Genomic DNA, 18,055 nt, shown 5'->3' on the forward strand with positions numbered 1-18,055 from the left:
CGAGGTCATCCACGCATGGCGTGGATCTACAACGCATCGGCGCGGTAGTGCCGGCCGCTGGCCGGCAGCCCGATGTGAGTCGGCGAAGATTCGTGAGGTTGCCGGCCAGCGGCCGGCACTACCCCGTGGCTGCGTCAGAAGGAAGCACGCGCCGCCGCGCGGTGCTGGTAGAGTCGAGCTCGCTCGGCTGACCGAGGTCATCCACGCATGGCGTGGATCTACAACACACCGGCGCGGTAGTGCCGGCCGCTGGCCGGCAGCCCGATGCGAGTCGGCGAAGATCGTGAGGTTGCCGGCCAGCGGCCGGCACTACCGCGCCAGTTCGTTGTAGATCCACGCCATGCGTGGATGATGCCGGTGCCTCGTAGATCCACGCCATGCGTGGATGACCGCGGTCAGCCGAGCGAGCTCGACTCTACCAGCAGCTTCCGCGCGGCGGCGCGCGCTTCCTTGCTCACTTCCACGCCGCCCAGCATGCGTGCCAGTTCTTCCTCGCGCGCCTTGTTGTCCAGCTTTTCCACCGCGCTCTGGGTCATGCCTTCCACCGGCGCCTTGCTGACCCGGTAATGCGCATGGCCCTTGGAGGCGACCTGCGGCAGGTGGGTCACGCACAGCACCTGGCGCTTCTCGCCGAGGGCGCGCAGCTTCTGGCCAACGATATCGGCCACCGCGCCACCGATGCCGGAGTCGACTTCGTCGAACACCATGGTCGGCACCGCATCCAGGTCCAGCGCGGCCACTTCGATGGCCAGCGAGATGCGCGACAGTTCACCGCCCGAGGCGACCTTGCGCAGGGCGCGCGGCGGCTGGCCGGCGTTGGCCGCGACAAGGAACTCCACGCGTTCGGCACCCTGCGGGTCGGGTTTGCCGTTGTCCTGCGGCTCCAGTTCGATCAGGAACTGGCCGCCGCCCATGCCCAGCTCGGCGATGATGCCGGTGGTGGTAGCCGACAGTTCGGCCGCGGCGCTGCGCCGGCTGGCGGTCAGCTCCTCAGCCTGTACGCGCCAGGCGGCGGCGGCCTTGTCGATCTCACCAGCCAGGCGCTGCAGGCGCTCGTCGGCGCCGCGCAGCTGCTCCACTTCGGCATGCATGCGTTCGCGCTGCGCGCCCAGCTCGTCCATCGGCACGCGGTGCTTGCGTGCCAGGTCGTGCAGGCGGCCCAGGCGCCGCTCGTTCTCTTCGAACTGCTCGGGGTCGGCATCGAGGTCATCATGCACGCGGTCCAGCAGCGACAGGGCTTCGTGCAGCTGGATCGAGGCATTCTCGATCAGGCCGTCCACCTCGCCCAGGCGCGGGTCATGTTCGATCAGGCGCGACAGCTCGTGGCGCACCTGCTGCAGCAGGTCCAGCGCGGAACTGCCGTCGTCGCCGTTGAGCTGGTTGCTGGCCGCCTGGCAGGCGCTCAGCAGGGCGCTGGCATGGGCCTGGCGGCGATGGCTGGCGCCAAGCGCGACGATCGACTCCGGTTCCAGGTCCTCGCGGTCCAGTTCGCGCAGCTGGTGCTCCAGGAAGCCGATCCGGTCACTGACGTCGCCCTGTTGCGACAGCGCCTGCGACTCGTCGACCAGTGCCTGCCAGGCGGCGGCGGCGCGGCGCACCTGGCGGCGCTCCGCCTCGTTGCCGGCATAGGCGTCAAGCAGGGCCAGCTGCGACGGACGGGTCAGCAGCGCCTGTTGTTCATGCTGGCCATGGATCTCCACCAGCAGCGCGGCCAGGTCGGCCAGCTGTGCCAGGGTGACCGGACGGCCATTGATCCAGGACCGCGAGCCGCCGTCGGCGCGGATCACCCGGCGCAGCTGGCACTGCTCTTCATCGTCCAGCTCGTTGTCGGCCAGCCACTGGCGCGCGGCCTGCAGCTGGTCCAGCGCGAACTCGGCGGAAAGCTCGGCGCGGGCGGCGCCGTGGCGGACCACGCCGCTGTCGGCGCGCAGGCCGGACAGGAAGCCCAGCGCGTCGACCATCAGCGACTTGCCGGCGCCGGTCTCGCCTGAAACCACGGTCATGCCCGGCCCGAACTCCAGTTCGGTGGCGCGGACGACGGCGAAATCCTTGATCGAAAGATGTCTGAGCATGGGTAAGGGGTATCAGCAGCCGCGCAACGCTAGCACGCGGGCGAGGGAGGTCCAATGACTTGCCAAGGTGATGCGCCGCCATTATCTAGTGTCCGTGTCTCACAGGTTGATTCCATGCACGGTTCTCCCGACCAGCTTGCCCCGCGTGCGCGCCATCTGCTGCGCACGCTGATCGCGCGTTACATCCAGGACGGTGAGCCGGTCGGCTCGCAGACGCTGGCGCGCGTGGCCGGCCTGGAGGTCAGCCCGGCCACCATCCGCAACATCCTCGGTGACCTGGAGGACCTGGGGCTGCTGGCTTCGCCGCATACCTCGGCCGGGCGCATCCCGACCGCGCATGGCTACCGGGTGTTTGTCGACAGCCTGCTGCAGATGCAGCCGCCGGGGGAGGGCGAACTGGCCCGCCTGCGCCAGGAGCTGGCCGGCGGCGGCAGCACCCAGGCCCTGCTGGGCAGCGCCTCGGAGCTGCTGTCGGCGATGAGTCACTTCGTCGGCGTGGTCAGCGCGCCACGGCGCGAGCAGTTCGCCTTCCGCCAGATCGATTTCGTGGCGCTGGACGGGCGCCGGGTACTGGCGATCCTGGTGTTCGCCGACAACGAGGTGCAGAACCGGGTCATCGAGACCCGCCAGGAGTTCGCGCCGGGGCAGCTGGAGCAGGTCGCCAACTACCTCAATGCCCATTTCGCCGGCCTGCCGATGGCCGAGATCCGCACCCGCCTGCTGCTGGAACTGCGCGACGCCCGCTCCGAGCTGGAGCAGCTGCTGGCGCACAGCATCGAGCTGGCCGAGCAGGCCCTGCAGCCGCCGGCCGACGACATGCTGGTGGCCGGCCAGACCCGGCTGATGGGCGTGCAGGACCTGTCCGACCTGGAGCGCCTGCGCGAGCTGTTCGAACTGTTCTCCAGCAAGCGCGAGATCCTGCAGTTGCTGGAGCGGACCATCCAGGCGCCGGGCGTGCGCATCTTCATCGGCGAGGAGACCGGGATGATGCCGCTGCAGGGTGTCTCGCTGGTCACCGCGCCCTATACCGCCAACGGCCAGGTGCTGGGCGTGCTGGGCGTGATCGGGCCCAAGCGGATGGCCTACGACCGCATGATCCCGCTGGTCCAGGCCACCGCCGATGTGCTCGGCGCGGCCTTTTCGCCGGCCGGGCGCACACCGGGAACATCCGACGCTTGAAACGCAGCATCCCGCCCACACTAGGGTGGGTGGAGGCGGAGACTGACCGCCAGGGACCCAGACATGAACCACGAACATCCAGATATCGAATCCCAGCAGAGTGCCGCCGATGCGGCCGCCGCCGCCGGCGTCAATGACGAAGTGGAGCGCCTGCGCGCCGAAGTCGAGCAGATCAAGGCCGATGCGCTGCGTGAGCGCGCCGACCTGGAGAACCAGCGCAAGCGCGTGGCCCGCGACATCGAGCAGGCCCGCAAGTTCGCCAACGAGAAGCTGCTGGGCGAGCTGCTGCCGGTGTTCGACAGCCTGGATGCCGGCCTGAAGGCGGCCGGCGATGACCCGCACCCGCTGCGCGAAGGCCTGGAGCTGACCTACAAGCAGCTGCTGAAGGTCGCCGCCGACAACGGCCTGGTTCTGCTGGACCCGACCGGCCAGCCGTTCAACCCGGAACACCACCAGGCGATCAGCCAGGTGCCGACCCCGGGCGCCGCCCCCGGCACCGTGGTGACCGTGTTCCAGAAGGGCTACCTGCTCAACGAGCGCCTGCTGCGGCCGGCGCTGGTTGTGGTGGCCGCCGACTGACCCGTGCCGGGCCGGGAGGCGGGAATGACCCGCGACCCGGCCCGACGCTGAACGCACCGGACGACCGGAAACACAGCGTTCGGGAGATGGCTTGAATGTTCCACGAGCCTCCCCCACATCGTATTCATCCACCGGCCGAACGGCCGGACTGACCCCAAACAAGCATCCTCAGGAGTCTCCCCCATGGGCAAGATCATTGGTATCGACCTCGGCACCACCAACTCGTGCGTGGCGATCATGGACGGCGGCAAGGCCCGCGTCATCGAGAATTCGGAAGGCGATCGCACCACCCCGTCGATCGTCGCCTACACCAAGGACGGCGAAGTCCTGGTCGGCGCCTCGGCCAAGCGCCAGGCCGTGACCAACCCGAAGAACACCTTCTACGCGGTGAAGCGCCTGATCGGCCGCAAGTTCACCGACGCCGAAGTGCAGAAGGACATCGCGCACGTCCCGTACGGCATCCTGGCCCATGACAATGGCGACGCCTGGGTGTCCACCAGCGACGGCAAGAAAATGGCGCCGCAGGAAATCTCGGCCAAGGTGCTGGAAAAGATGAAGAAGACCGCCGAGGACTTCCTCGGTGAGAAGGTCACCGAAGCGGTCATCACCGTGCCGGCCTACTTCAACGACAGCCAGCGCCAGGCGACCAAGGACGCCGGCCGCATCGCCGGCCTGGACGTCAAGCGCATCATCAACGAGCCGACCGCGGCCGCGCTGGCCTACGGCCTGGACAAGGGCGACAACAAGGATCGCAAGATCGTGGTGTACGACCTGGGCGGCGGCACCTTCGACGTCTCGGTGATCGAGATCGCCAACGTCGACGGTGAGAAGCAGTTCGAAGTGCTGGCCACCAACGGCGACACCTTCCTGGGCGGCGAAGACTTCGACAACCGCGTCATCGAGTACCTGGTTGAAGAGTTCAACAAGGACCAGGGCATCGACCTGCGCAAGGATCCGCTGGCCCTGCAGCGCCTGAAGGACGCCGCCGAGCGCGCCAAGATCGAGCTGTCCAGCGCCCAGCAGACCGAAGTGAACCTGCCGTACGTCACCGCTGACGCGTCGGGTCCGAAGCACCTGAACATCAAGCTGACCCGCGCCAAGCTGGAAGCGCTGGTGGAAGACCTGATCAAGAAGTCGATCGAGCCGTGCCGCGTCGCCCTGAACGATGCCGGCCTGCGTTCGAGCGACATCAGCGAAGTGATCCTGGTCGGTGGCCAGACCCGCATGCCGAAGGTGCAGCAGGCGGTGACCGAGTTCTTCGGCAAGGAACCGCGCAAGGACGTCAACCCGGACGAAGCCGTGGCACTGGGTGCGGCGATCCAGGGTGGCGTGCTCGGCGGCGACGTCAAGGACGTGCTGCTGCTGGACGTGACCCCGCTGTCGCTGGGCATCGAAACCATGGGCGGCGTGTTCACCAAGATCATCGAGAAGAACACCACCATCCCGACCAAGGCCTCGCAGGTGTTCTCCACCGCCGAGGACAACCAGTCGGCCGTGACCGTGCACGTGCTGCAGGGTGAGCGCGAACAGGCCCGCTTCAACAAGTCGCTGGCCAAGTTCGACCTGTCCGGCATCGAGCCGGCGCCGCGCGGCCTGCCGCAGGTGGAAGTGTCCTTCGACATCGACGCCAACGGCATCCTGCACGTGTCGGCCAAGGACAAGAAGACCAACAAGGAACAGAAGGTCGAGATCAAGGCCGGTTCGGGCCTGTCCGAGGAAGAGATCGCGCGCATGGTGGCCGACGCGGAAGCCAACCGCGAGGAAGACAAGAAGTTCCAGGAGCTGGTGCAGGCCCGCAACCAGGCCGACGCCCTGATCCACGGCACCCGCAGCGCGATCACCGAGCACGGCAGCAAGGTCGGCGGCGAAGTGATCGGCAAGGTCGAGGCGGCCCTGGCTGACCTGGAAACCGCGATGAAGGGTGACGACAAGGCGCAGATCGAAGCCAAGTCGAAGGTGCTGGAAGAAGCGGGCCAGTCGCTGTTCGCCGCGGCTTCGGCCGACCAGGGCGGTGCTGCCCCGGGTGCCGATGCCGGCAACGCGGGCAAGGCACAGGATGACGTGGTGGACGCCGAGTTCACCGAAGTCAAGGACGACAAGAAGTCCTGATCCGGACCGACAACGGGACGCTGCTTGCCAGCGTCCCGTTGTCGTATCAGGGTCCTGACCGCCCTCTGGCGTGTCGGGGCGCCCGACGCAAGAGCGGACCTGGTTCCGCTCTTCCGCTTTGACGAATCCCGACTTTCCGGAATGCGATCCACGATATGAGCAAGCGCGATTACTACGAAGTGCTGGGCGTTGCCCGCACCGCCACCGACGAAGAACTGAAGAAGTCCTATCGCCGTTGCGCGATGAAGTTCCACCCGGACCGCAATCCGGGCGATGCGGCAGCCGAAGCCTCCTTCAAGGAGTGCAAGGAAGCCTACGAGGTCCTGTCCGACGCCAACAAGCGCCGCATGTACGACAGCCACGGCCACGCCGCGTTCGAGCACGGCATGGGCGGTGGTGGTGGTCCGGGCGGCCCGGACATGAACGACATTTTCGGTGACATCTTCGGCAACATCTTTGGAGGCGCCGGTGGTGGCGGTCCGCGCCAGGCCCGTCGCGGTGCCGACATCGGCTACGTGATGGAGCTGGACCTGGAGGAAGCGGTGCGTGGCGTCGAACGCCGCATCGAGATTCCGACCCTGGCCGAATGCGGCGACTGCGATGGCAGTGGCTCCGAAGACGGCAAGGTCGAGACCTGCAACGTCTGCCATGGCCGCGGCCAGGTGCGCATCCAGCGCGGCATCTTCGCCATGCAGCAGGCCTGCCACAACTGCGGCGGCCGTGGCCAGATCATCGCCAAGCCCTGCAAGACCTGCCATGGCAACGGCCGTGTCGAGGAAGACAAGGTGCTGTCGGTGAAGGTGCCGGCCGGCGTCGATACCGGCGACCGCATCCGCCTGCAAGGCGAGGGTGAGGCCGGTCCGGCCGGTACGCCGCCGGGTGACCTGTACGTGGAAGTGCGCGTGCGCGAGCACGCCATCTTCCAGCGCGATGGCGACGACCTGCACTGCGAAGTGCCGATCCGCATCTCGCAGGCCGCATTGGGCGACACCGTGCGCGTGGCCACCCTGGGCGGCGAGGCGGAGATCCGCATCCCGGCCGAGACCCAGACCGGCAAGCTGTTCCGCCTGCGCGGCAAAGGCGTGCGTTCGGTGCGCAGCCGCAGCGAAGGCGATCTGTATTGCCGCGTGGTGGTGGAGACCCCGGTCAACCTCACCAACGAACAGCGCAAGCTGCTGGAGCAGTTCGAAGCCACCTTCGTCGGCGAGGAAGCGCGCAAGCATTCGCCGAAGTCGGCCACCTTCATGGATGGCGTGAAGGGCTTCTGGGACCGCATGACGTCCTGAGTTCTTCAACGGCAGCGTTGAACGATAGCGCCGGGCCAAGCCCGGCGTTTTCGTATGCGGTCAACGGAAAAACGCCGCCGGCGTCTGCCCCAGCTGACGCTTGAACATGCTGGTGAACGCGCTCGGGCTGTCGTAGCCCATCGCCAGCGCCACATCGATGACCTTGTCCCCCACTGCCAGTCGTTCCATCGCGGCCAGCAGCCGCGCCTGTTGCCGCCACTGGCCGAAGGTCATGCCCAGTTCGCTGCCGAAATGCCGCTGGATAGTCTTCACGTCCACCTCCAGTGCCTGCGCCCAGTCCTGCAGCGTGGCGTCATCGCCAAGGTGCTTCTGGATGTGCTGGCAGATCCGCTGCAGGCGCGGGTCGGTCGCGGCGGGCAGATGCAGTGGCAGCACGTCCATGCGATGCAGTTCGTCCAGCAGCAGGCGCACCACACGGCCATCGCGGCTGTCTTCAACGTGCTCACCCTTGATCAGCGTGGCGGCCTGCAGCAGCTCGCGCAGCAGCGGCGCCACCTGCACTGCGAACGGTTCGGCCGGCAACTGCGGCGCGAACAACGGATCGATGTACAGGCTGCGCATGTGCACGGCGGCCACGCAGTCCACCGCGTGCACCATGCCGGCCGGCATCCAGATCGCGCGGGTCGAGGGCACCACCCAGCGGCCCACTTCCGAGCGCACCACCATCAGCCCCGAGATGGCATAGACCAGCTGGTGGCGCTGGTGCTTGTGGCCTGCGATGTGGGTACCGGCCGGGTACTGGGTGACCCGATAGGTGACCGGGCGATGCTGGGGGACGTCGCGCCAGGGCGCCGTAGGATCGACGTCGCCAGCAATGTCCTTTTTGCGATAGGCCATGACCCGAACGCGGCAGAAGGGAGGGGAGGGCAACCGTAGCATGCGTGGCTCGCCCCCAACCTGACTGCGTCCATGTCCGCCCTGGCTTCTCCTGCAACGACCTCACGCCCGGTGGCTCCCGGCGTACTGGCCGCCATCTCCACTTCGCACGTCGTCAACGACATGATGCAGTCGCTGATCCTGGCCATCTATCCGGTGATCAAGGGCGGCTTCAACCTCAGCTTCACCCAGATCGGGCTGATCACGCTGACCTACCAGCTCACCGCCTCGATCTTCCAGCCGCTGATCGGCATGGCCACCGATCGCCGCCCGGCGCCGTACTCGCTGCCCATCGGCATGGCCTCGACCCTGTGCGGCATGCTGCTGCTCGGCTTCGCGTCGAGCTACGCCGTGGTGCTGCTGGCCGCTGCGATGGTCGGCATCGGTTCGGCGATCTTCCACCCGGAAGCCTCGCGCATTGCGCGGCTGGCCTCCGGAGGTCGTCATGGCTTCGCGCAGTCGGTGTTCCAGGTCGGCGGCAACTTCGGTACCGCACTCGGCCCGCTGATTGCTGCAGCGGTGATCGTGCCGTATGGCCAGCACGCCGCCTCGTGGTTCGCCGGTGCCGCCCTGATCGGCATCGCGCTGCTGACCTATGTCGGTCGCTGGTATGCGCTGCACCTGGGCGCGCCGCGTCCGGCCAGCACCGCGTCGATGGCGCCGAGGCATCCGCCGCGGACCGTGGCCAAGGTGCTGGCGATCCTGCTGGTGCTGATCTTCAGCAAGTACTTCTACATGGCCAGCATCGGCAGCTATTTCACCTTCTACCTGATCCACCACTTCGGCATTCCGGTGGCACAGGCGCAGCTGCACCTGTTCGCCTTCCTGGTGGCGTCCGCTGCCGGTGGTTTCCTCGGCGGCCCGCTGGGCGATCGCATCGGCCGCAAGCCGATCATCTGGACCTCGATCCTGGGCGTGGCGCCGTTCGCATTGATGCTGCCGCATGCGGATCTGTTCTGGACGACGGTGTTGGCGGTGCTGATCGGCTTCGTGCTGTCTTCGGCGTTCTCGGCGATCGTGGTGTACGCGCAGGAGATGATGCCGCACCGCATCGGCATGGTGTCGGGCCTGTTCTTCGGCTTTGCGTTCGGCATGGGCGGATTGGGCGCGGCCGTGCTCGGCCTGCTGGCGGACAAGACCAGCATCGAGTACGTCTACCAGCTGACCGCATTCCTGCCGCTGCTGGGCATCGTGGCGGCCTGGCTGCCGCCGTCGCGGCCTGCGCACTGAGGGGTTTTGGTTTGCAGGGCTTGCAGCCCTGCACCTGCTGCAGTGCCGGCCGCTGGCAGGCAACAGCAACAGCGGCAGCAAAAGCCAAAGCGGGCTATCCGTAGGTTGGCGGGGTGGATCCGGTTGCAGGGGACGCCGTAAACCCATCCATGGGGGCTTGGCCGCGGCGTCCATGCCGCGGACACCCCTGCAACCGGACCCACCCCGCCTTCGACAGTTTTCCGCGATCTGTCGGAACGGCGTCTGGCCTTGGTAGGTGTCGACCTTGGTCGACACGGATGAATTCATTCGATATCTGACAGATGTGTCGACCAAGGTCGACACCCACCAACAGCCGCGGCCAACTGTCAGAGGTGGGGCGGTGCCGGAGTGCGGGGTGTCAGCCGCATGGATGCGGCTGCCAAGCCCCCATGTGTAGCGGCGCGCGATAAATGGGCGTGGAATGCGCGATAAATGGATGCTGCCGCAGATTGCGTAGCGTGTAACGAATTTGCAGATGCAGAAACGCCCCGGATGGTCGGGGCGTCAGGTTGAGGCTGCTGTGGACCGAATGGGGCGGTCAAGCATCCAGAGCTGGATGGCCATGCACGATCTCGCCGAGCCGGTGGACGGCAACCTCTTGCAGCTTGGCCAGCAGGCAGACCAGCGACCACACACGGGCGCGCGAGATGCCGTTCAAGTTGGCCTCGGGGCTGATCAGGTCGATGATCGCAGCGCGGGCCTCGCCAATCCCTTCATCACTGACGCCCTCCGGCAAGTTGCGTGCCTCAGTGGCGTGGAAGAGCATCGCCAGGTTATCCCGGTTGATGGCGTCGTTGTTGCCCCGGACTTCCAGTGCGTCGCGCAGGCCATTCAGCGCTCCGGCAATGGTGTCAAGGTCATCATGGGCTTGGGATGCTGCCAGCTTGAGCGAACGGGAAGGGGGCTGGCTGGCGGAATTGGTCATGTTCATTGTCGGGTCCTCAGGTCTGTGAGTGACCGCCAGCCCACAACGCCAATTGGGGTGGCGGACGGTACGCGGTTGGCGTGCCGGCCTGAGGACCGGTGGACCTTGCGGTCCCCGCGCACCGCCCACCATAGAATCGGTGGACTAGAGCCCCCGCCCGATGCGGGACAACAAAAAAGCGCCTTCATCGGGCGATGGGCGCTTTATGCGCCTCAGGTATACGGGACGCCAATCCCGGCCGCCCATGTGGGGCGACGGGAGAGACACTACACCCTCAGGGATGGATATGCAACAGCCCTGGGATTGGGTGGTCACCGCCCCGTGACTTCGCCCTCGGAGAACCTGGCGAACGGCCAACGGCCGGAAGAGCAGCCCACCCTGCGGTCGTTGTTGAGGCCGAGGCCCACGGACACGCACCGCTTGTCCGTTAGCGCCTGGCTCAGCGCTCGGGAACAAACTCTTCCTGACCGGTTTCCAGGTTCATGCGCATCCAGCCCCTGACGCCATCCCGCACAACGATTGACCGAGCGCGCAGGGGATCGTCAATCGCCTCCTGTCGCCGGCGACGCTCCACGCTCTCAGTCAGCTGGTTCAACCACTCCCAGCTACCCGGCTGGATCGGCTCCACCTTCACCGGCTTCGGTGGCAGGGCCAGGCCGATGCGGTGCGCATCCTTTTTCAGCAACTCCAGCTCGGACTCGATGCTGAGCATTTCCCGATCAATCTCACCGATCTTCGCCAGCGAAGCCTTGAGCGGGAGGGCCTTGGGCCAATTTGCGATGCCATCCAGGGCGTCGGCAGTCGCCAGCTTCATCTCATCCAGGAGGAAGTAGGTAGCGGCAAGCTGGGTGAGCGGCTCCCTGTCAAAATCACCGCCGTAGACCGCTCCGCGCAGCTGTCCCGGCAGGATGCCAAGCATATCGTCGGGCTTCATCGTGTTGACCCGCATGGCCGACCCTACAGTGGCCTTCATCTGGCCGGGGTCACCGTTCCCAAAGATGGATTTCCTGAGCTCATCGGTGAGCCTCTGACGATAATGTTCAGCCTTCAGATCCAGCATGCGCCACAAGAGCGTCGTGTAGTCCCTGCGCGACACGGGCTGCGAGACGATCCTGCCCCTTTCCCCGGCCAGCACCTCCAAACGCTGGTAGCGCTCAGAAACGGCGGCAGTGATTTTCTCTTTGATCGCGCCCAGGCTTTCGATGCTGGACTGGATTTCCGTGATGGTGTTCATGGGGACCTCTTATCGTTGAATGGCCTTTTGGGCCATGATCGCGGCTTGGATAAAGCCGATAGATGGGTTGGCGTGTTGCACATCACGCGCCAGTTCGTACAGCTGCATCTGTGCGCGATCAACCTGGTACCCGATGGGTGCGGAGAAGTTCGCAACAGAGGGAGTGCCGCCGTACGCAGGTTCTGCAAAGCTCAACGGCTGCATTCCCTTTACAGCGGGGGCTTGGGCACCCAGAAAGCCGACATGCCGGAGGTAGTAGGTACCCGGCATGGGGTTGCCTGGCGAGTTGGGAAGGTAGATCGAGGCTGAGACGCTCTTGTAGGAGCCACTTCGCACCGAGCCGATCAGGCTGTCAGCCACATCGGCAAAGGCGTAGAGCTCGCCATCCATTTCAGCCAAGCCTCGCACCTGACCATAGGTGTCCGTCTCAACCTCAGGGTGGCCGAGCACCAAGGGGGCAGCCTTTACCGCCTGGCTATAGTTGAGGGCAACGGCGGTGACGGCCCGCTTGTCGATGGTGACCGAGCCAGACTGAGAGTTCCATGTTCCAGCTCGGAAGATTTGAAATGCACGCAATGCCATTTTGAAATGCCTATCACAGGGTAGGAACAGAGAGCTGCATACGCAGCAATCACGTGCTTCTACGGCCTATCAGTTGTTGCTTTCCAGTTCCGACCTTCACGTCGATTGCGTTCGCGGCTTCGCTGCAAGATTCGACGGACCGAACGCTCAGAAATGCCGCAGGACGCAGCAATGTCATGCGTTCTCTCTCCGGCTCGGTAGCGGGAAACAATTTCCGCGTGTTGCTCGGCCTGGCGGTAAGCCGCCATCGATGGGATATAGACCGATCCCCCAGAGAATGCCGTCAGCACAGACGCCACGGCCGCTGCACCAGCTGCCTCGCGTCTGTCCTGATCGCACCCACGGATTACCAGTTGGCGGATGACCTCCGCTTTCAATCCGGCAATGAACCCGTCCCGGCGAGCCTTGGTGTCGCTACGGCGTCCCGCGCCTTCGGCAGAGACCGGAAAGCACAGATTGACCCCGCCATACTCACGGGCCACGTACTGTATGGCCGCTCCAATGACCGAAGGAACGTCCACCTCTGAGTTCAGCTTGTGCAATGCATGGGCAAGAGCGCCACCCAGGCTCTCCATCACGCCCGAGCCCTCATTCGTGAAAGCCACCGCGCTGCTCATGTTCGCTGCCTGACCTTTGCCCCGAACAACGTCAGCTGCACCCCCGCCCGCAGGTGTCTGACACCTGTCTGAAGGCACGTCGCCACCCAGAAGCGGATGATCACAAGTCTTTGAGCTTCTATCTTGCACGTCAGCCTCCCAACACCTGGCGGATCGCCTCGGAATTGCGATTGATCTTGTTAATAAACACGTGGTCACTCCCGGGGTCATCCAGGTAGTTCGCCAGCAAGCTCGGCTCCACCACATTCACCATCCGCAATCCAATGCGCGGTGCCTGGCTCGCGGGAGCGCCAGTAGCCACCATCCTCGCCATTGGCTGTGAGACCGACATGGGCTGTCCAAGGCTGACCGGGCCGCCCTCCGCGTAGCCATCGCGCCAGCCGCCGATGGCAGCCATGCCCACTCGATTGAATGCTGAGAGGAATGTCTTGGCGCCAGACTGACGAACCACTTCCTGGCGCAAGACGAATTCATCGGCATGCACGATGCCGGCAGGCTTGTACTTACCACCAGGCCCCGTCCAACCACCAGTTGCAAAGCTGGCTGCACTGGACACAGCCATAGCCGCGGCAGCAGCCTGCATCTGGCTGGCGGCCTTGCTGACCGCCTGCGCGCCGATGACCAGGCCGAGTCCCGAGGACCCCAGAGTGGTTGCAGAGGTCTCCAGCTTCGCGGCACCAAGGCCAATAGCTGCACCGGCTGCTGCCGCAACCGTTGCTGCTTTGGTCATCTCTTGCGCCCCATCTCCACCGCCACTCGAACCGGGGAACAGGCTCATAAGACGCATGGCTGCGGCTTGAGCAAGCTGAGCTGCGGCGAACTCGGCAATACCCAGCGCCAAGCTGGAGAAGAAGTTGGCAATCGAATCACTCAGTGAATCGGTTTGCGTCACCAGGGACATGAACAGGTTCTTGAATGACCCTTCCAGGGTGTTGCGGATCGACTGTTGCAGAAGACTGGTTGTTTGCCCCATCTCTTGGAGCTTCAGCTCAATCTGATCCACTGCCGCAATGACTGCCGGGTCCTTGAGCGTCAACGCAATTTCGCGCATCTCAGGGACAATCTCCCTGATGGTGCCGAGCTTCTTCTGGTAGACCGCAACAATGCGATCTTGAGCCTGTGCCTCAGTAATGAGACCCGCCTGAAGCTCAACCTGGATGCGCTGCTGATCAAGCGCGATGGCTCCGATTGTCTGGTTGTAGGTCTCCTGCAACGTCTTGAAGCGTGTGCTCGCCTCGCTCAAGTTGAGTAGTTTGGTGACGTCGGCCGCTTTGGCGGTTTCGCCCAGACGTTCCAATTCCTGCTTGAGTAGGTTCAGCTCTCGGCGGGTCTTCGCCAGTTCCGCATCCGGGCCTTGCCCCTGCAATTGGGCAATTCGATCCCTGACCCCGAGCAGCTGCCGATCAGCATCAAGGCGCTGGTCAGCCAGGTCTTTCTCCGCTGCCTTGTCCAGCAGCTCTTGCTTTGTGCGCGCAGTGGCATTCTTGAACTCACCCTCGGCAATAGCGGCCTCGATACGAGCCTTTTCGGTAGCCTTCTTGTGCATTTCATCCAGCGTTCCAACCAGCTGAATTTGCTGCTTTAGCCGCTCCAGTTCTCGCTGTGCAGCGGCCTCATCCTTCTGCGCGTCGGATTTTCGAGCCTTGGGCGTCGTCTCCCGAAACTGACTTTGTAGCTGCTTGACGCGCCGGTCATAGGCACCGCCGCTGACGCTGCCATCGTCCCCAAACACCACTCCCTTGAGCAGGTCGCTGCCGGGGCTGATCGCACGAAGCGTACGGAACTGATCGGCGACCTCCGCAGTGGCCTTTCTCAGCTTCTCGGCCTTGCTGGCACCACTATCGAGCGCACGTGCCAGGTCATCTGCTACGGCAACACCCTTTCGGCGCAGCCCTGTCACAAAAGCCTCGCCCGACGCGAGTTCGTCCTGGTCTTCCTTCTGCGCCTTCAACAGCGCCAGTCGGCGCTCCAGCTCGGCGATATCGTTGGCCCGGTTCTGATCGCTCAAATATCGAGGTGCTACGAAAGCGCCACTGCGCAGCGCCGCAAGCTGCTGCTGAGTCTTGGCGATATCGATTTCCAGCGTTGGGTTGGAAATGTTCTTCAGGTCTTCCGTAAATGCCTGCCACTCCTGACGAAGCTGGCTCACAAAGCCAGTGAGGCCGCGAGTGGCATCCTGCACGCGCTTGAGCCGCTCGGTGTAGACGTCGGCCATATACTCCACCGCCACCCGAACCGCGTCGGTCTCGCGCCCCTGCTCTTCGAGAGAACGCACATGCTCGTAGACTTCAACGGTCAGGAAGCCATATTGGTCACTGAGCTTGCGCAGCGTTTCGGTAGGTGACTTGGCGAGTTCGGAAATCTTGGCCGTGGTCGAATCGATGGAATCACCTGTCAGCTTTGCCAGCGCAGCAGCTGCGCGACTGGCATCGTCCAGGGTCTTTCCGGAGAGCTGTCCGCTTCGAGTGAGCTGCTCCACCGACGCGCGCGCCAGGTCGTAGTCCTTGACCAGCCCGCCAACCTCACCGGCAAGCTGGTTGAGCTGGCCAGCAGTCCTGCCCGAGCTGCCACCGTTGGCGATGATCGCCGACTCCAGCGATAGCAATTCCGTGTAGCCACGGTGGGCCATATACGCCATAGAGCCCAGCACCGCAGCGGTACCGCCGACAGCCAGCACCATCGGGTTGATGGCCGCCGCCACCGCCCTCGCAGCAGGGCCGATGCCGCCGAAAGAGTCCTTGATCTGGCCGCCCTGCTGCACCGCGACCATCCAGATCGGCATGCCTGTTGCCAGGCTGGTGGTGATATCGGTGATTTGTGCAGGCAACTGCCGCATGGCGGCCTGATACTGGCCCGCAGATACGGCCCCAGCACCCATTGAGCGCGAGAGCGCATCAGCGTTTTTGACCGCATTGCGTTGCGCGGTCAGGTCCGACAACGCGCGGTTGTACTGCTCACGGCTGATTCGGCCCGAGTCTACTGCAACCTTGAGTGCACGCTCATCCTGCTCGAGCTTCTGAAGTTTGACCGAGGCTTTGTCGTAGCGCCCGACAGCCCCATCTACGGCCTGCTCGCGCTGCCGCTCAGTGCGCGCGAGCGCGCCGCCCTGCTTGTCCAGAGCCTTGAGTGCGTTGTTATAGTCCTCGGTGCTAAGCAACCCTCTGGACATCGCCCTATCGAGCAGGGTCTCCGTTTCAGTCAGGTCGGCCATGCTTGCTGCACCGCGCTGCAACCGGGCATCAAGCTCTCCAATCATGCGAATTTCGTCAGCAACCGTCTTTTGAACGGCGGTGCCAGATGCACGCACGCGATCTGCCGCAGCTGCAACATCTGCTGACATGGCTTTGGCCGAGCCGCCCGCTGCCTCCATTCCAGCGGCACCCTTGGCAGCACTTGCCCCCGCCTCTTCCATGCGGCCTGCGGACTCAGAGCTGCTCCTGCTGGCTTTGTCCAAGGCCTGGGCAACCTTGGTGGACTTTTGCGCCAACGCGTCGAACCCAACACCAGCAGCACTGCCCGCATCCTTAATCGAGCTCAAGCCACGCTGCAATACCGGCAGCGCCTTTTGCGCCTGCTCAATATCAACGGCGATACGCATCGCCAGTTCCATGCTGCGCTTGCTTGCCATGACTATTCCTCTGACAGCAGATGCCTTAGCAGCGCTGCGGTTTCCTTGGGTTCGCCGTTCACGGCGGCGTTCATGTCGTTGATGCGTTCAGCGCGAAAGCGACGGCGCTGTAGCTGCGATTCGCGGTAGAGAAGCTGCAACTGACGTCCCGTCATTGATTTCAGTTGCTGGCAAGGCCCATAGCCCGCCTGGGTCAAGGCGCTGAAGACCTTGGCCCAGCTCACGGGTTGCTTTGGGGCGCCTCTGCGATTGCGCGCCGGAGGACCCGACGGATAAAAAAACCGGAGTTCACTCTCCACCAGGCAAGCATCAGAAGTTCACCCTCGGCCTCGGCCAGAGACTCCACCCAACTGCGTTCAACATTGGCTGACTTCGCCATCAGGTCCAGAATCACATCGGCATTGCGAGCGCAGATCGCACTCACTTGCTCGAAGCTGGGAACGGTGCTGCCTGGCTTGAACACGCCGTACAGATCTTCCAGGAAGGATCGAGCGGTAGCCTGGATGAAAAGCCCCTCGGCGAAGGTGTACTCACGTACAGAGAGCTGTTGGCCTGCCACCCGAACCTGGCCTTCGCCCATCAATATCTCCAGTTCAGCCTGGCCGCCTTCACCGCCGGTTTCAGTCAGCGGCATCGCCTCACTGGTGCCCAGCTCGGCATCCACGTTTCCAATCTTCTTAGCCATTTTGCACCTCAGGGTCTGTGAGCGAATTGGAACAGAAGCGGACAGCTGTCTCATGGGACCCGGGTCCGGGTGCGCACGGTACGGAAAGCGAGTAGAGGGTCCGCTTGCCGCTCTCGGCGGCAAGTATCTGGAATGCACGAAGCGTCATACCTGGCATTCCTTGTGGTGGTCACCGTCCTTTCGCTTGTTCGTCGCTTGGAGGTGTTTCTCTGCACGCCTGATCATCTTGCAGACGGCTTGGGTCGATACGTTCAGCATCGTCGCGATTTCGCTCCTGCTCTTGTTGTTCTGAAGGTGGGAGTGAGCCTGTAGTGCCCTTGCCAATGCGGCATCCCGTTGCCCGCTGGGTACGTAGATGCAAAGAGAGCAGCATCGAGCCAGCAGCTCCTGGCGAACGTCTTCGGTCGCAGCGGCGAGCTCCAGTTCATCCAGCAAGGCTGCCTGGCGCAGTTGATGAGAGAGTTCATCCTCAACCAGGCCGAGGAGTTCCATCCCCAGCTTGCTGGCATGACCTCCTGCTTTGGACCGGTTCGTCGGCAGGTAGATCGTGCTGCCTCCAAATTGGGACTTGATCCGGCGACACACTTGCCTGGACACCGCGAGGGCGTCGGCATGCGCGACATCCGCGCTACTGAGGACAAGACGGATCACGTCCGTAACCTCATCGAAAAAGGTTCTGTTGGCCGACACGCTCTTGCTCCAGATGACATTCATGAAACCGGACAGCTGTCCGGGTGGCGAAAGTATTCCGGTGGCGTCGAGGCAAGTCCCTGAAACCAGTTTCTAGAAATGAGATTTCGCTCAAAACTCTCGGCGCTGAGCGTTTTGCCTCTATAGCGATGGCAGGCAGATCGTGCGAATTCGCACGATTTGGGGCGTGAGGCAGGAGGCGATGAGGGGTAAAGGTGACACGTTGTCACTTTTGGTGATCTACACCGAATGGGCCAAATGTTTCGCATGCGAAACATTTGAGCCATCCTCACCCTCAACCCAAATGCCGCGACGTCGCGG

The 18,055-nt window shown here is 64.1% G+C and carries 15 protein-coding genes; 5 read left to right on the plus strand and 10 right to left on the minus strand.

Features of this window, described 5'->3' with window-relative positions; all coding sequences use genetic code 11:
- Positions 1-395: 395 nt before the first annotated feature.
- Positions 396-2,072, minus strand: a complete 1,677-nt coding sequence (gene recN, locus ACMZPQ_RS22575; RefSeq protein ID WP_197583829.1) for a DNA repair protein RecN — start codon at positions 2,070-2,072, stop codon at positions 396-398.
- 114 nt (positions 2,073-2,186) lie between these two features.
- Here recN and hrcA point away from each other — a divergent pair, with 114 nt between their 5' ends.
- The 4 genes from hrcA to dnaJ all read left to right on the plus strand — a co-directional run bounded on the left by hrcA (position 2,187) and on the right by dnaJ (position 7,225).
- Positions 2,187-3,251: a heat-inducible transcriptional repressor HrcA gene (gene hrcA, locus ACMZPQ_RS22580; protein WP_197583831.1), complete on the plus strand. Its 1,065-nt coding sequence runs from the start codon at positions 2,187-2,189 to the stop codon at positions 3,249-3,251.
- A 63-nt stretch (positions 3,252-3,314) separates the two neighbouring features.
- Positions 3,315-3,830: a nucleotide exchange factor GrpE gene (grpE, locus tag ACMZPQ_RS22585; RefSeq protein WP_008267012.1), complete on the plus strand. Its 516-nt coding sequence runs from the start codon at positions 3,315-3,317 to the stop codon at positions 3,828-3,830.
- A gap of 183 nt (positions 3,831-4,013) precedes the next feature.
- Positions 4,014-5,939 (plus strand): molecular chaperone DnaK, encoded by a 1,926-nt coding sequence (dnaK, locus tag ACMZPQ_RS22590; protein WP_049434940.1) that lies wholly within the window; start codon positions 4,014-4,016, stop codon positions 5,937-5,939.
- A gap of 155 nt (positions 5,940-6,094) precedes the next feature.
- Positions 6,095-7,225 (plus strand): molecular chaperone DnaJ, encoded by a 1,131-nt coding sequence (dnaJ, locus tag ACMZPQ_RS22595; RefSeq protein ID WP_197583832.1) that lies wholly within the window; start codon positions 6,095-6,097, stop codon positions 7,223-7,225.
- 60 nt (positions 7,226-7,285) lie between these two features.
- Here dnaJ and ACMZPQ_RS22600 read toward each other — a convergent pair whose 3' ends face one another.
- On the minus strand, positions 7,286-8,083 hold the full coding sequence (locus ACMZPQ_RS22600) for an AraC family transcriptional regulator (protein ID WP_197583834.1): 798 nt from the start codon (positions 8,081-8,083) through the stop codon (positions 7,286-7,288).
- Between the two features lie 72 nt (positions 8,084-8,155).
- On the opposite strand from ACMZPQ_RS22600, the gene ACMZPQ_RS22605 reads away from it, so the two are divergent.
- Positions 8,156-9,352 (plus strand): MFS transporter, encoded by a 1,197-nt coding sequence (locus ACMZPQ_RS22605; RefSeq protein ID WP_197583835.1) that lies wholly within the window; start codon positions 8,156-8,158, stop codon positions 9,350-9,352.
- A 559-nt stretch (positions 9,353-9,911) separates the two neighbouring features.
- Here ACMZPQ_RS22605 and ACMZPQ_RS22610 read toward each other — a convergent pair.
- The 8 genes from ACMZPQ_RS22610 to ACMZPQ_RS22645 form a co-directional block, all read right to left on the minus strand.
- On the minus strand, positions 9,912-10,304 hold the full coding sequence (locus ACMZPQ_RS22610) for a hypothetical protein (protein ID WP_024957167.1): 393 nt from the start codon (positions 10,302-10,304) through the stop codon (positions 9,912-9,914).
- Positions 10,305-10,737: 433 nt separating this feature from the next.
- Positions 10,738-11,532 carry a hypothetical protein gene (locus ACMZPQ_RS22615; protein WP_414486095.1) on the minus strand — a complete coding sequence of 265 codons (795 nt, stop codon included), beginning with the start codon at positions 11,530-11,532 and terminating at the stop codon, positions 10,738-10,740.
- A 9-nt stretch (positions 11,533-11,541) separates the two neighbouring features.
- Positions 11,542-12,114, minus strand: a complete 573-nt coding sequence (locus tag ACMZPQ_RS22620) for a hypothetical protein (protein ID WP_414486096.1) — start codon at positions 12,112-12,114, stop codon at positions 11,542-11,544.
- 59 nt (positions 12,115-12,173) lie between these two features.
- Positions 12,174-12,731 (minus strand): helix-turn-helix domain-containing protein, encoded by a 558-nt coding sequence (locus tag ACMZPQ_RS22625; RefSeq protein WP_244757504.1) that lies wholly within the window; start codon positions 12,729-12,731, stop codon positions 12,174-12,176.
- A 130-nt stretch (positions 12,732-12,861) separates the two neighbouring features.
- On the minus strand, positions 12,862-16,359 hold the full coding sequence (locus ACMZPQ_RS22630) for a phage tail length tape measure family protein (protein WP_414486097.1): 3,498 nt from the start codon (positions 16,357-16,359) through the stop codon (positions 12,862-12,864).
- Between the two features lie 2 nt (positions 16,360-16,361).
- Entirely contained in the window at positions 16,362-16,583 is a 222-nt protein-coding gene (locus ACMZPQ_RS22635; RefSeq protein WP_414486098.1) for a hypothetical protein, read from the minus strand.
- On the minus strand, positions 16,580-17,044 hold the full coding sequence (locus tag ACMZPQ_RS22640; RefSeq protein WP_414486099.1) for a DUF6631 family protein: 465 nt from the start codon (positions 17,042-17,044) through the stop codon (positions 16,580-16,582). Before ACMZPQ_RS22640 ends, ACMZPQ_RS22635 begins: the two co-directional genes overlap by 4 nt.
- 144 nt (positions 17,045-17,188) lie before the next feature.
- Positions 17,189-17,758, minus strand: a complete 570-nt coding sequence (locus tag ACMZPQ_RS22645; protein WP_414486100.1) for a hypothetical protein — start codon at positions 17,756-17,758, stop codon at positions 17,189-17,191.
- Positions 17,759-18,055 lie beyond the last annotated feature (297 nt).

Source organism: Stenotrophomonas maltophilia, from assembly GCF_047497515.2.
Lineage (GTDB): Bacteria > Pseudomonadota > Gammaproteobacteria > Xanthomonadales > Xanthomonadaceae > Stenotrophomonas.

Excerpts from the sequence above, each read along its gene's own strand:
- recN (WP_197583829.1), bottom strand. The coding sequence starts at position 2,072 with ATGCTCAGACATCTTTCGATCAAGGATTTCGCCGTCGTCCGCGCCACC.
- hrcA (WP_197583831.1), top strand. The coding sequence starts at position 2,187 with ATGCACGGTTCTCCCGACCAGCTTGCCCCGCGTGCGCGCCATCTGCTG.
- grpE (WP_008267012.1), top strand. The coding sequence starts at position 3,315 with ATGAACCACGAACATCCAGATATCGAATCCCAGCAGAGTGCCGCCGAT.
- dnaK (WP_049434940.1), top strand. The coding sequence starts at position 4,014 with ATGGGCAAGATCATTGGTATCGACCTCGGCACCACCAACTCGTGCGTG.
- dnaJ (WP_197583832.1), top strand. The coding sequence starts at position 6,095 with ATGAGCAAGCGCGATTACTACGAAGTGCTGGGCGTTGCCCGCACCGCC.
- ACMZPQ_RS22600 (WP_197583834.1), bottom strand. The coding sequence starts at position 8,083 with ATGGCCTATCGCAAAAAGGACATTGCTGGCGACGTCGATCCTACGGCG.
- ACMZPQ_RS22605 (WP_197583835.1), top strand. The coding sequence starts at position 8,156 with ATGTCCGCCCTGGCTTCTCCTGCAACGACCTCACGCCCGGTGGCTCCC.
- ACMZPQ_RS22610 (WP_024957167.1), bottom strand. The coding sequence starts at position 10,304 with ATGAACATGACCAATTCCGCCAGCCAGCCCCCTTCCCGTTCGCTCAAG.
- ACMZPQ_RS22615 (WP_414486095.1), bottom strand. The coding sequence starts at position 11,532 with ATGAACACCATCACGGAAATCCAGTCCAGCATCGAAAGCCTGGGCGCG.
- ACMZPQ_RS22620 (WP_414486096.1), bottom strand. The coding sequence starts at position 12,114 with ATGGCATTGCGTGCATTTCAAATCTTCCGAGCTGGAACATGGAACTCT.
- ACMZPQ_RS22625 (WP_244757504.1), bottom strand. The coding sequence starts at position 12,731 with ATGAGCAGCGCGGTGGCTTTCACGAATGAGGGCTCGGGCGTGATGGAG.
- ACMZPQ_RS22630 (WP_414486097.1), bottom strand. The coding sequence starts at position 16,359 with ATGGCAAGCAAGCGCAGCATGGAACTGGCGATGCGTATCGCCGTTGAT.
- ACMZPQ_RS22640 (WP_414486099.1), bottom strand. The coding sequence starts at position 17,044 with ATGGCTAAGAAGATTGGAAACGTGGATGCCGAGCTGGGCACCAGTGAG.
- ACMZPQ_RS22645 (WP_414486100.1), bottom strand. The coding sequence starts at position 17,758 with ATGAATGTCATCTGGAGCAAGAGCGTGTCGGCCAACAGAACCTTTTTC.